Genomic DNA, 13369 nt, shown 5'->3' on the forward strand with positions numbered 1-13369 from the left:
TTTTTCAGGGGAAGGTTGCCGATAAATGAAAAAAAATAAAGCAGGCAAGAAAAACAAGAAGAGTGCGTTGGCGATCCATTCGTTCAGCGTCTGTATTGCGTTGATCCCCGGGGTTTCATCCACGGTGGGACATGCCGCTGAAGATATTCAGTTCAACACCGACGTACTTGATGTCAATGACCGTAAGAATATTGACCTGAGCCAGTTCTCACGCGGTGGCTACATCATGCCGGGCACTTACGAGATGACGGTGCACATCAACAAGAACGAGTTACCGGAGCAGCAGGTACCGTTTTACGCACGGGAAGGGGATTCCGATGGTAGCCGTGCCTGTCTCAGCCCTGAGCTGGTTGACCGGTTGGGCTTCAAGCCGGAGGTATTGAAGCGTCTGAGCTGGTGGCACCAGGGGCAATGCCTGGATGAGAGCAGTGTGGAAGGGATGGAAATGCGGGGCGATCTGGCATCGTCCTCACTATACCTGAGCATTCCGCAGGCGTTTCTGGAGTACACCGACGAAAACTGGGATCCGCCTTCGCGCTGGGATGAGGGTATCCCTGGCCTGTTGCTTGACTACAACGCCAACGCCCGTAGCCAGTATCAGCAGCGGGACGGCAATCGCACTAACAGCCTCAGTGGCAACGGCACGGTCGGCACTAACCTGGGTGCCTGGCGCCTGCGTGGCGACTGGCAGGCTAATCTCGAGCAACAAAGCGATGACGGTCAAGGTCGTGGCAATCAGTTCGACTGGAGCCGCTTTTATGCCTATCGAGCCATCCCGTCGCTGCGTTCGAAGCTGACGCTGGGTGAGGACACGCTCAATTCGGGCATCTTCGACAGCTTCCGTTTCACCGGTGCCAGCCTGGTGTCGGACGATAATATGCTGCCACCAAACCTGCGCGGTTATGCACCGGAGGTCGTGGGGGTAGCCAGAACCAACGCCAAGGTAATCATCAGCCAGCAGGGGCGGGAGTTGTACCAGACGACGGTTGCGTCGGGGCCGTTCCGCATTCAGGACATCAGCGATGCGGTCTCGGGGGCATTGGACGTGCGGGTGGAAGAGCAGGACGGGAGCGTGCAGCAGTTCACAGTGAACACTGCCAACATTCCTTATCTGACTCGCCCGGGTGCGGTGCGCTTCAAGCTGGCGGCGGGGCAGCCGCTAAGTTGGGAGCATGACGCGCAGGGGCCAGTATTCGGTACCGGCGAGTTCTCATGGGGGGTCAGCAACGGCTGGTCACTGTATGGTGGCGCGCTGGCGGGCGGCGATTACAACGCCCTCTCGCTAGGGGTTGGTCGCGATCTGATGGCGTTCGGCGCCCTGTCGTTCGATGCCACCCAGTCGCGGGCGAAACTGCAACAGGAAGAGGGAACGTTGAGCGGCGGGTCGTACCGTTTGAGCTACTCAAAGAATTTCGACGAGTATGACAGCCAGGTGACTTTCGCCGGCTACCGCTTCTCGGAAGAAGACTTCATGAGCATGAACGAGTATCTGGACGCGCGCTATAAAGGGGTGCAGAACGGCAACGGTAAAGAGATGTACACCATTACGTTCAACCAGAACTTCCGTGAGTTGGGGCTGAGCGCTTATCTCGACTACAGCCACGAGACGTATTGGGACCGAGCGGATTCAGACCGTTACAACCTGACGCTGTCGAGCTATTTCGATGTGGGCCAGTTCCGTAACGTGAGTCTGTCACTGTCGGCGTACCGCAACCAATACAACGAATCCAATGACGATGGTGCCTACGTGTCGGTGTCGATACCTTGGGGCAACAGCGCAACTGTGAGCTACAGCCTGGCGCAAAGCAGCAACGACACTACGCACAGCGTGAATTATTTTGACCGTATCGATGAGCGCAGTAACTACCAGTTGAGTGCCGGCAGTTCGCGCAGCGGGCCTAGCGCCAGCGGCTTTTACAACCGCGATGGCGACCTGGCTCGGATAAGTGCCAACGCCAGCTATCAGGATGGCAGTTACAGCGCGGTGGGTCTGAGCGCTCAGGGCGGCATGACGCTGACGGCGGAAGGCGGTGCGCTGCACCGGACTGGCGTAATGGGCGGCACGCGTATGCTGGTGGATACCCAGGGAGTGGCGGACGTGCCGGTACGTGGTAACGGCAGCCCTAGCCGCACCAACGCCTGGGGCAAGGCGGTGATTGGCGACGTGAACAGTTACTACCGTAACAAGACGAGTATCGATTTGAACCAGTTGGGTGACAACGCCGAAGCCAAGAATTCAGTGGTGCAGGCGACGCTGACCGAAGGGGCCATCGGCTACCGCAAGTTTGACGTAATCGCGGGTGCCAAGACGATGGCGATCCTCAAGCTGGCGGATGGCACGACACCGCCGTTCGGGGCAACGGTTCTGAACGCTCGCAAACAGGAAACGGGGCTGGTCAACGACGGTGGCAGCGTTTATCTGAGCGGTATCAAGGCGGGTGAGATCATGACGGTTCACTGGGACGGGGCGGCGCAGTGCGAAGTACAAATGCCAACGCCTCTGCCAGCGGACATGTTGATGAAGACGCTGCTGTTGCCTTGCCGTCCGACGACGTCTGTGGCAGCGGAAGATAAGAAATAATAAAGGTGCCACCGGCTTTTGACCGGTGGCCGACAGTAACGAATACGAAACACCAGAATAGGATAGAGAGAAGTAACAATGATGAAACAGATAATGGTGGCTTCCCCTAAGAAGCCCGGTCAAAACCGCAGCTCAACGATCCCGGCCCTGGCCCTGCTAGGCATACTGGCGGTGCCGACGGCGCAGGCGGCGATAGCGTTGGACCGCACCCGAGTCGTGTTTGACGGAGGGCAGAACTCGATCAGCCTGAATGTCAAGAACCAGAACGAGCAACTGCCCTATCTGGCACAGGGCTGGATAGAGGACGAGCAGGGCAACAAGATCCAGAGCCCGCTCACCGTGTTACCCCCGGTTCAGCGCATTGAGCCGGGCAAGCCTAGCCAGGTGAAAATCCAGGCGCTGCCGGTGGCCAAGCAGTTACCACAGGACCGAGAGACGATCTACTACTTCAATCTGCGGGAAATCCCGCCGAAGAGCAGCAAGCCGAACACGCTGCAAATCGCGCTGCAGACGCGCATCAAGCTGTTCTACCGCCCTGCTGGCATCGCGATTCAGAAGAATGCCATCTTGCCGCAGGAGTTGGTGACGCTGAGCCGGCAGGGCGACAAGTATGTGGTCAATAACCCGACGCCGTATTATGTGACCTTCGTGGACGCAGCCCCAAGCACGAGCGCTGAGGGTGTGAAGGGATTCACGCCGCTGATGGTACCGCCTAAGAGCAGCCTGCCGCTGACGGTGACGGCGGCGGCGGTGGGCGATAGCCCGGTACTGACCTACGTCAACGACTACGGCGGTCGTCCGAAACTGAGCTTCAACTGCAGCGGTGGCACCTGCAAGGTGGTGCCGGAGAAGAAAGCATAACCCGTTAATCGTGGCCGGACGACGGCAAGACGAAGGAAGATGGCATGGGCATGATAAACGCGATGCAAGAGCAAGGCCGGCACCAGAGAGCGGCACTGAAATACTACGGCATGCTGGGCGCAATGCTGTGCGGGACGCTGCTGATGCCAGCAGCAGAAGCAGCGGTGGACAACTGGGAGGTCGAGGGGGCCAACGGTACGCTGTATGTTCATGGTGCACTGACCGAAAGCGCCTGCCGGCTGGATATGACCAGCACCTACCAGGATGTTGCGTTGGGCGAGACGGCGACGGGAAGCCTGCTGCGCGTGGGCGCGCAGGGCACGCCGGTGCGGTTCGAACTGCGCTTGACGGACTGTTTGCGTGGCCGGGGGAGCAGCCGCGATCTGCGTACCGGGGCGCTGACCAGCGCGAGCGGACAGCCGGTGTTGACGGTGAGCTTCCGTGCCAATAGTGATGCGGACAATCCGCAGTTGGTGCAGGCTCAGGGGGTCTCCGGGATGGGGTTGCGGATTGCGGACGCCCAAGGGCGTGATATTCGTCTGGGCAGCCGTGGTGCGCCGCTGATGCTGACGCCAAGCCAGGACACGCTGAGCTATACCGTCACCCCGGAACGCACGTCGGCACCGCTGATGGCGGGCAGCTATCAGGCCCGGGTGAACTTCCACCTCAGCTATGACTAAGAGAGCAAGCATGAAACGACAAGCGATGTTGTGCCTTGCGCTGCTGTCGGTAGCCGGGATGGCGCAGGCCGGAACGGCCAATACCACGGTGACGGTGACGCTGACCGTGCTCAAGCCGCCGTGCACCATTAATGGCAACAAACCTATCGAGGTGTTGTTCAACGATGTCATGACCACCCGGATAGACGGGGCCAATTACCGTATGCCGGTGTCCTATACGCTGGAGTGCGCCGGGGCTGACGCCCTCGGCATGTCGTTGCAGGTGAATGGCACCGGTGCGGCGTTCGACAACACGGCACTGCTCACGAACGTGACGGGGCTAGGTATTCGGTTGCAGAACGACGCGACTACGCTGCCGATAAACAAGGCGCTGAAGTTCACTTACCCAACCAAGCCTGCACTTTGGGCGGTGCCGGTAATGAAGGCGGGGGCGAAACTGCCCGCCGGGGCGTTCAGCGCCACGGCCACGCTGTCTGTAAGTTACCAGTGATGGGGAACGGAAAATGAGAAACCAAACGACCCTGGCGGTGTTACTGCTGAGTGCTCTGATGCTGCTGGGGGGAGCCGCGCGAGCGGTAGATGCGCCGATGACTTTCAGCGGCACGCTGATAACACCTCCGCCATGCACCATCAACGACGGTAACGTGGTTGATGTGAACTTTGGCGAGCGGGTGGCCATCAGCAAAGTAGATGGCGATCGCTATCGTACGGCACTGAACTATCAGGTGACTTGCACTGGCAACGGTAGCGGCTGGGCGTTGAGCCTAAGCCTGAACGGAACACCGGCCAGCTTTGATGGCAATGCGTTGCAGAGCGACCAGTCCGACCTGGGTATCCGGATTTACCGCGACGGGGTGCCGTTTACGCCGAACACCCGGGTGAACCTAGACCTGGCTAATCCACCCAAACTGGACGCCGTGCCGGTGAAGCGGGCGGGTGGCACGCTGGTGGAAGGGGCATTCGAGTCCACGGCGACGTTGCAGGCGGATTACCAATGAGGGGCGAACGGATGAAGCGGTTCAGAAACAATGCGGTTTGGGCCGTTCTGGCTGGCATGCTGCTGGTGCAGACGCTGCCAGCGGTGCAAGCGGCACCGAACGTGCGCCTGCATGGCGCTTTGGTGGCGGAGCCGTGTGTCGTCCTGCCGGGTGACGACGACATCGCGGTGGATCTGCGCGAGATTGTCGACAAGTTCCTGCTGAAGTACCAGCGTACGCCAGGAGAGACGTTCTCGTTGCGCCTGACGGAGTGCGACCTGTCCGTGGGCACCACGGTGAGTGCGACTTTCTCCGGCACCGAATCTACGGAGCTGCGCGGGTTGCTGCAACCCACCGGTAGTGGGGGAAAGGATATTGCCGTGGGGCTGGAGATGGCCAACGGCGTCGCCCAGCCGATTAATAATCCGGGTGAGCGCTACGTGCTGCAAGCCGGGGAGAACGAGATCAAGCTGAAGGCCTATGTCCAGGCTACGCCATCAGCCCTCAAGCGCGGAGCCATCACTGCCGGGGCGTTCGAGAGCGTGGCGACGTTCAGCCTCGAATATGAATGAGATGACCCAGGTACACTGGGATCCAAGCCCGACATCGGTGCGCTGTCATCGGTGCCGGGCCAGCATCTAAGCGCTGTACAGGCCCAAGACTCAATCCGACCTGGGGGGATTTTACTGGCCGGGCATCTGGTTTGCCGTAATGGGCCGCGGGTGGGTAACGTGGGCGGAGTCGATGCCTGTAAGGCATCCCCCTGCGGGGCGCATACCGACTAACTTAAAGAGAACGATATGATTAACATCATCAGGAACAAAATCATCCTTACGGTTGTTGCTTTTTTCACCGTTGCAAGTTATGCATTTGCTGGACCACCAAGCACGATTTACGTAAAAGACATGGGTTTTTACTCTGGGACAGTAACGTCTGGCCCTGATATGGTGAGTCCTGGTGAGGTAAGTCTGATCAAGGCAACGTTCTGTTATAAAGGCTCCTACCTTGGCTACATATATCAAGGCTGGCCCAAAAGGGCGAGTGATGATTACTACTATAACATAGTGCTTTCTGGGGACATCGGTCGGATTAACGCCATGATGGCCAGCAGTGACCTGATCGCGAAATACGCTTCTGAATATTACTTTTGTTCTGCCCAAAAAGATTATGTTGATTTCAATATCGTTGCTCACAGACCTGGCCCCACGTACGGCTACGCGATGTTCACAGGCCAAGGCTGGGGTCCTGATGTACGCCCTGCCACTTCATGTTCCGTAACGGCATCCAATATTGCGCTTGAAGGGTACCAGGGTAAACCTGCCGCAGGTAGTTCAACCGGTAACATTAACTGTACCGCCGCGAGTAGCGTAACGATAACGTTCCCAAAATCTATCGCCATTGGTCTGGACACCAGCGTGATCAAGGTCAATGACGCGGATTCGCCTGTGGTGATCGAAAATAATGGTGGGAATACCGGGTTCACGGTCGCCGCGAGCATTGATAATGTGCTTAACCCCCCGGGAACCCAGAAGGGGTCATTCGTGCTGACGATCAACTGGCCATAAGCTGGCGTTTTGCACCGCAATCAAGTATCCGGCAAGTCGTTCAGGGCGCATAGCGCCCTGAACATCAGATCACTCCTCGGCAACGCGGATAATCAGCTTGCCAAAGTTTTTGCCTTTCAGTAGCCCGAAAAAGGCCTGAGGGGCATTTTCCAACCCGTCGACCACGTCCTCGCGGAATTTGATCTTGCCCTGGCTGACCCATTCCCCCATCTGTTGTAGAAACTCGCCGAAGCTTTCTGCGTAATCATCGAAGATGATAAAACCCTGCATCTTGATGCGTTTACGCAGGATCAGGCCTTGTAACAACGGCAAGCGATCTGGGCCTGGTGGTAACTCGGTCGCGCTGTAGTGGGCGATAATGCCACAGACGGGGATACGTGCCTTGGTATTGAGCAAAGGAATAACCGCATCGAAGACTGCGCCGCCGACGTTTTCATAGTAAATATCGATGCCCTGGGGGCAGGCTGACGCCAGTTGGGCCGCAAAGTCGGCCGAGCGGTGATCGATACAGGCATCAAATCCCAGTTCTTCCACCACATAGCGGCATTTCTCTGCGCCACCCGCCACACCCACCACGCGGCATCCTTTCAGCTTGGCAATCTGACCTACCACGGAACCTACGGCTCCGCTGGCTGCCGCGACCACCAAGGTTTCGCCCGCCTGTGGCTGGCCGATATCGAGCAGCCCCATATAGGCGGTAAAACCGGGCATCCCTAATACGCCAAGGAGCCGGGAAGGGTGATCCAGTTTGGCCCCCAGATTACGCAGGCCGCTGCCGTCCGACAATGCATGGCTTTGCCACCCATCGTAACCTAGCACCCAATCCCCAACGTTAAAGTCTGGATGCTGTGAAGCCTGCACGCGGGATACGGTACCGCCGACCATCACTTCGCCTATCTGTACCGGGGGGGCATAAGAGGGCGCATCGCTCATACGGCCACGCATATAGGGATCTAATGAAAGATAAACCGTGCGCAGCAACAACTGCCCGGCGGCGGGCTGTGGGATGGGGCTGGTTTCCAGGCGGAAATTGTCTGCCTGCGGTTCCCCGTGTGGGCGTGAAGCTAAAACAAAACGGCGGTTATGCGCTTGCTGAGACATCGATGACTCCTTGGCGACGGTGTTGAACGAAGGGTGTTCAGGTACTGGCTAGTCTAGTGACTATGTCGCAATAGAAAATAGCGTTATGTGCGCACTGGTGCGCTAGCGTAATAAGCATGGCCGGCAACCTTGTTGAAAATTATTGCGTAATACTTGAGGTGGCTGCGTGTTGGTGGAACCTTCTTATATCGTGAAGAAAAATAACGACCGAAATCGGGTTATCAACCATAGTTAACAGTGATATTTGATGTTGGATATATTGATGATGCTGCGATAATTCCGATATCATATAGCGATTCTGATGGCATTATTAAGACCAGGTCGCAGAATAAATGAAGTTTCATCGGCGAGCAGGCATTACTTACGACTCACTTAATTTTTTACAAGAAAAAAGACCTGCACCTTGAATAGCCAACTGGAGGTGATGAGTTTGGGTTATAGCGGAACGATCAGCACGTCAATGCTGCTGGTATTGATAAAGCGTGCGGCGGAGCAGGCCACTTTATTCATCATGCTATCGCTATGGTTGCCACAGATGACCAGATCAAAGGGTTGCTTCTGGTTGGCGTAGGCCAGGCAGTCGCCCAACTCGCCGTGAATGATCCGCGTAGTGATATTGGGATAGTTTGCCCGTAGGCACAGTTCTTCCATAAACAGCAGCGTCTCTTCCTCCATCAACGCACGCAGGTCACCCAGCATGGGGGCGGGGAAAATCTCGGCATTGGCAATGATGCTGACTAGCGTGATTTTCCCCTCACTGGGACGCACGATGGAGACGGCTTTCTCTACCAGCCGGTGGCTGTCCGCTGCGACTGCCACCGTAACCATAACGTTGCGATATCCCATGTCCTACTCCCGTTGCCCGAATGTCTGCTAAAAGGGTAGAGCAATGCCTGCGCAATAAATGTGGTTTGTATCACGCGCAACGCTAAATCCCAGGGCAAGAAAGAGATTCCGCCATAAAAGATAAAAAGCTGCGCGCAAAACGATCTGGGGATTAAAGCACCTGCGCCCAGAGTGACTTCGGCACTTTACCCAGGTCGAACAGTTTGCCAGAGACCAGTTCCGCACGGCGATGATCCGCAGCACGGTACATGTTGCTCATTTCATTGTCGTCCGTCAGTGAGTAATTCAGCTTGTCGTAGACTTTTTCCAGGCTGTCCAGGCTGGAACATTTGCGAAACGTCATCAGGTAATCGATCGTACTTGTCATAGTTAAAACATAGCCTATTAATAGTATTAAAGCGGAAAGAAAAACCTCACATATTCGCAGAAATCGCCATAAGATGATGAGATGTCGCCAGGCAAAAAAAAGAAAAGTGAGTAAATGGAGCGCGCTTAGCCAAAATACCCTTGTTAGGGGAGGAGGCACCACCGAATGATAATGTGTGCCGAGCATCTGGGCAATATATCTTGACAGATAAACCGTCAATTAGGGGGAATCTTACATTATTGACTCAGGGAACGTTTGCCAACATAGCGCTGCGTTTCTTTGCCTAAAGCAAAGAAAATGATAATGGCAGTGGTTTTGGCGGCAGCGCCGTAAAGTGGATGCTCGATGTATTTGCATGGTATGCATTCAAAAAATTTGCTGAAGAGATGTAAGGCTCGAGCATAATCTCGCCAGCGCTGAAGAAATAGCCAGACAATAAAGCATGGATGACCTAATGCACTTTTTGATCTTTGTCATGGGGATTAGGAATTTTCCATATAATAGGTCGGATACCTTAAATAATAATTAAAATGCTAAGTAAAAATTAATTTGCGACTTTCCTTGCCGAGCAACGCTAGTTGGCATTCTCTTTTCTGATTTGCCCCTGTCGACTCCCTCACCACGAAACACATTGTTACTTCTGTTAACTTGTTTAACCCATAATACTGCACCTTTTAACCGCAGGATCCGCTCTGTCGAAAATTGAAACAGCACCCAAGTTAAATCTTACTTTTCAGTCAAGGAGGGAGTTAGTGGATAACTTTATTCATAACGAACTGGTTTTAAATGACAATCAGTATTTTAAGCTGCCCTGGTGGCGGGGTGGCAGATTTTTTCTCTGTGATTTGGCTTTAGTTAAGCTTTTGTTCGAATTGATCTAAAAATGGGTATTTTTAGGCTATAAAACATGGTTTTTAAGACCTTTTCTTACTTTAGTGTGTTTATTGCACAGCTCGGAGGTTAATAAATGATCATATTTTGGCCTTTTTTAGGCCGATATTTTTTATTTTTGTGATCTTCGTCACATTGTTTTTAAAATAGCAGGTCGCTTACGTTGTGTGGGCCAAGTGATCGGGGGTAGAGTTGCGCTGTTATTAAGATTAATCTTATTATATTTGTAAAAATCGTCTTACGAAAAACACACTTTTGAAGCAGGATGCTGTATATCCATACATGTAATTACATGTGTATCAAATACTGAGTAACAACCCGAAATGTGTATAGTCGCGCAGTTATCGCGGCTGGCGTACAGGGATTTGTTTGCCAACTTTGGGAATGAACCCAGGTCATGGGCGATAATTTATCACCCAGCGTATGTTTCTAAACATAGTCTGTCGGGATGGGAATATGGGTACGTCTGAACTACTTAAACATATTTATGACATTAACTTGTCATATTTGCTTCTAGCACAGCGTCTGATTAACGATGAAAAAGCGTCGGCAATGTTCCGTCTGGGTATTGATAACTCAATGGCGGATGCGCTGTCGCAACTCACGTTGCCACAAATGGTAAAACTGGCAGAAACGAATCAGCTGGTTTGCCACTTCCGTTTCAACGACCACAATACTATCGAGCACCTGACGAAAGAATCTCGCGTGGACGATCTGCAACAGATCCACACCGGCATTTTGCTATCGAGCCATTTACTCCAAGAACTATCGGGTAAAGGCGGTAGCGTGACGAAGAAAAGAGCCTGATGATGAGTGAGAAAAGTATTGTTCAGGAAGCCAAGGACATTCAACTCGCCATGGAACTGATCACGCTGGGCGCGCGCTTGCAGATGTTGGAGAGCGAAACGCAGCTTAGCCGTGGGCGATTGATCAAACTGTACAAAGAATTGCGCGGCAGTCCACCGCCCAAAGGGATGCTGCCATTCTCGACCGACTGGTTCATGACCTGGGAGCAAAACATCCACTCTTCGATGTTTTTCAATGCTTATCAGTTCCTGCTCAAATGCGGTCAGTGCCAAGGGGTTGAAGCCGTGGTCAAAGCCTATCGGCTGTATTTGGAACAGTGTCCGCAGCAGCCAGGCGAACCCCCGCTGCTGGCGCTGACGCGAGCCTGGACGCTGGTGCGTTTTGTCGACAGCGGTATGTTGCAGCTATCCGCCTGCAGCTGCTGTGGTGGGGCTTTTATCACCCATGCGCACCAGCCGCTTAACAGTTTTGTCTGCAGTTTATGCCAACCCCCATCCCGCGCAGTAAAAAGACGTAAACTTTCGCCGCAATTGGCCGATATTATTCCACAACTGCTGGAAGAGCAGGTTAAACGCGCAGTCTGAGCTTGCTTGCAGGCTTATACAGCAACACAGACTGGTGAAACTCAAGGGCTCGGTACTCCGGGCTCTTTGGGCGACCCGAGCTGTTGCCGAATTTCACCCGCGCTGACTCACCTTCCACCCATATTGTGAATTTAAGGAATACGTGTGCTAGTTATTTTGGGTTATCTCGTGGTTCTGGGAACCGTATTTGGCGGCTATATGATTGTCGGGGGCCACCTCGGCGCACTCTATCAGCCTGCCGAATTTTTGATCATCGGGGGGGCTGGTGTGGGGGCCTTTATCGTCGGCAACAACGGTAAAGCGATCAAATCCACGCTACGCGCTCTTCCCAAGCTGATGCGCCGCTCAAAATACAACAAAGAACTGTATATGGATCTGATGGCGCTGCTGTATCGGCTGATGGCCAAATCCCGCCAGCAAGGCATGTTGTCGCTTGAGTTTGATATCGATAATCCGCAGGAAAGCGAAATTTTCTCTAATTATCCGCGCATTCTTGCCGATAACCATTTGGTGGAATTTATTACCGACTATTTGCGACTCATGGTGAGCGGCAATATGAACGCCTTTGAGATCGAAGCGTTGATGGATGAAGAGATCGAAACCTTCGAACAGGAAAGTGAGGTACCCGCTGGGAGCCTGGCGATGGTCGGCGATTCGTTGCCAGCTTTCGGCATCGTGGCCGCCGTGATGGGGGTAGTGCACGCACTTGCTTCGGCTGACCGGCCTGCGGCGGAATTGGGGGCGCTGATCGCCAATGCGATGGTGGGCACATTCCTCGGCATTCTGTTGGCCTATGGGTTCATCTCCCCGCTGGCTACTTTGCTGCGCCAGAAGAGTGCCGAAACCACCAAGATGATGCAGTGCATCAAGGTCACCTTGCTGTCTAGTTTGAATGGTTATGCCCCACAGATCGCGGTCGAGTTTGGCCGTAAAACGTTGTACACCACGGAGCGCCCTTCCTTCATTGAGTTGGAAGAGCATGTGCGCAAGGTGAAAGCCCCGGCACAGCAGGCGACGGAAGAGCAGGACGCATGAAACAGAATCACCCGGTTATTCTGGTCAGAAAACGCAAAGCCCATCATGCCGGTCATCACGGCGGCTCCTGGAAAATTGCCTATGCCGATTTTATGACGGCGATGATGGCGTTTTTTCTGGTGATGTGGCTGCTGGCGATTGCCAGCCCGCAGGAGTTGACGCAGATAGCCGAATATTTCCGTACTCCATTGAAGGTAGCGCTGACCAGCGGCGACAAGAGCAGCTCGGAAAGCAGCCCAATCCCGGGCGGTGGGGACGATCCAACCCAGCAGCAAGGGTTGGTCAAAAAGCAGATGGATTCACCGGAAAAGCGTGCGGAAGAGCTGCGTCTGAACAAGCTGCGCGAGAAACTCGATGAGCTGATTGAGTCGGATCCGCGTCTGAAAGCGCTGCGGCCGCATTTGCTGATCAACATGATGGACGAAGGATTGCGCATTCAAATTATCGATAGCCAGAACCGGCCGATGTTCAAGACCGGTAGCGCACAGGTGGAAAGCTATATGCGCGATATCCTGCGCGGGATAGCGCCGATCCTCAATGGATTATCGAACAAAATCAGCCTGTCGGGCCATACCGACGATCTGCCTTATGCTACCGGTGAGCGCTATTACAGCAACTGGGAGCTGTCCGCCGATCGTGCCAATGCCTCGCGGCGTGAACTGATCGCCGGTGGTTTGGCCGAAGGCAAAGTATTGCGGGTGGTTGGGATGGCCTCGACCATGAACCTGAAACAGCACGGCGGTGATGATGCGGTTAACCGGCGGATCACCATTCTGGTGCTGAACAAAGCAACCCAGCAGGGGATAGAACACGAGAATGCGGAGAGCAGCGCTACGGAAATCAATCAGCCAGAAGGCCTGAAGCAGTTGGCTCCGCAGGCGACGGCACCGGCTATAGCGACACAGGAATTACCGCCGTCGCCGCCTGCTCCAACCGCCGAACTGCCGGCAACGCAGGGCACGCCAGAGCAACCTCCGGCAGCGGTGAAAGCCGCAGATACCGGGCCGACAGCGGCTATTCCGGCGGCACCTTCCGCCACTTCACCGACTAACAGCGACTCACAGCAGAGGTGAC

The 13369-nt window shown here is 54.6% G+C and carries 14 protein-coding genes; 11 read left to right on the forward strand and 3 right to left on the reverse strand.

Features of this window, described 5'->3' with window-relative positions:
• Positions 1-25: 25 nt before the first annotated feature.
• From ACX9GU_RS10290 to ACX9GU_RS10320, 7 genes are all read left to right on the forward strand, one after another.
• A complete protein-coding gene (locus tag ACX9GU_RS10290; protein ID WP_473194687.1) occupies positions 26-2581 on the forward strand; it encodes an outer membrane usher protein in 2556 nt (851 codons plus the stop codon).
• A gap of 93 nt (positions 2582-2674) precedes the next feature.
• Positions 2675-3442, forward strand: coding sequence for a fimbria/pilus periplasmic chaperone (locus ACX9GU_RS10295; protein WP_473195155.1), 768 nt, complete (start codon positions 2675-2677; stop codon positions 3440-3442).
• Positions 3443-3486: 44 nt separating this feature from the next.
• Entirely contained in the window at positions 3487-4122 is a 636-nt protein-coding gene (locus ACX9GU_RS10300) for a fimbrial protein (RefSeq protein ID WP_473194688.1), read from the forward strand.
• A 10-nt stretch (positions 4123-4132) separates the two neighbouring features.
• Complete coding sequence (locus ACX9GU_RS10305) at positions 4133-4612, forward strand: fimbrial protein (RefSeq protein ID WP_473194689.1); 480 nt, start codon at positions 4133-4135, stop codon at positions 4610-4612.
• A gap of 13 nt (positions 4613-4625) precedes the next feature.
• Positions 4626-5120: a fimbrial protein gene (locus ACX9GU_RS10310; RefSeq protein WP_473194690.1), complete on the forward strand. Its 495-nt coding sequence runs from the start codon at positions 4626-4628 to the stop codon at positions 5118-5120.
• An 11-nt stretch (positions 5121-5131) separates the two neighbouring features.
• Positions 5132-5671 (forward strand): fimbrial protein, encoded by a 540-nt coding sequence (locus ACX9GU_RS10315; RefSeq protein ID WP_473194691.1) that lies wholly within the window; start codon positions 5132-5134, stop codon positions 5669-5671.
• Between the two features lie 228 nt (positions 5672-5899).
• Positions 5900-6664 (forward strand): hypothetical protein, encoded by a 765-nt coding sequence (locus ACX9GU_RS10320; protein WP_473194692.1) that lies wholly within the window; start codon positions 5900-5902, stop codon positions 6662-6664.
• Positions 6665-6733: 69 nt separating this feature from the next.
• Here the strand turns inward: ACX9GU_RS10320 and ACX9GU_RS10325 are convergent, their stop codons facing one another.
• The 3 genes from ACX9GU_RS10325 to ydgT all read right to left on the reverse strand — a co-directional run bounded on the left by ACX9GU_RS10325 (position 6734) and on the right by ydgT (position 8978).
• Positions 6734-7765, reverse strand: coding sequence for an NADP-dependent oxidoreductase (locus ACX9GU_RS10325; RefSeq protein WP_473194693.1), 1032 nt, complete (start codon positions 7763-7765; stop codon positions 6734-6736).
• 435 nt (positions 7766-8200) lie between these two features.
• Positions 8201-8611 (reverse strand): universal stress protein UspC, encoded by a 411-nt coding sequence (uspC, locus tag ACX9GU_RS10330; protein WP_473194694.1) that lies wholly within the window; start codon positions 8609-8611, stop codon positions 8201-8203.
• A 151-nt stretch (positions 8612-8762) separates the two neighbouring features.
• Positions 8763-8978 carry a transcription modulator YdgT gene (gene ydgT, locus ACX9GU_RS10335; protein WP_021180917.1) on the reverse strand — a complete coding sequence of 72 codons (216 nt, stop codon included), beginning with the start codon at positions 8976-8978 and terminating at the stop codon, positions 8763-8765.
• A gap of 1347 nt (positions 8979-10325) precedes the next feature.
• Here ydgT and flhD point away from each other — a divergent pair.
• The 4 genes from flhD (at position 10326) to motB (ending at position 13368) form a co-directional block, all read left to right on the forward strand.
• On the forward strand, positions 10326-10676 hold the full coding sequence (gene flhD, locus ACX9GU_RS10340; RefSeq protein ID WP_071680904.1) for a flagellar transcriptional regulator FlhD: 351 nt from the start codon (positions 10326-10328) through the stop codon (positions 10674-10676).
• Positions 10676-11260 (forward strand): flagellar transcriptional regulator FlhC, encoded by a 585-nt coding sequence (flhC, locus tag ACX9GU_RS10345; RefSeq protein WP_473194695.1) that lies wholly within the window; start codon positions 10676-10678, stop codon positions 11258-11260. The genes flhD and flhC overlap by 1 nt, the downstream gene beginning before the upstream one ends.
• Positions 11261-11404: 144 nt before the next feature.
• Positions 11405-12295, forward strand: coding sequence for a flagellar motor stator protein MotA (gene motA / locus ACX9GU_RS10350; RefSeq protein ID WP_021180921.1), 891 nt, complete (start codon positions 11405-11407; stop codon positions 12293-12295).
• Positions 12292-13368, forward strand: coding sequence for a flagellar motor protein MotB (motB, locus tag ACX9GU_RS10355; protein WP_473194696.1), 1077 nt, complete (start codon positions 12292-12294; stop codon positions 13366-13368). Before motA ends, motB begins: the two co-directional genes overlap by 4 nt.
• Position 13369: the final 1 nt, after the last annotated feature.

Source organism: Serratia sp. K1WW1, from assembly GCF_055790865.1.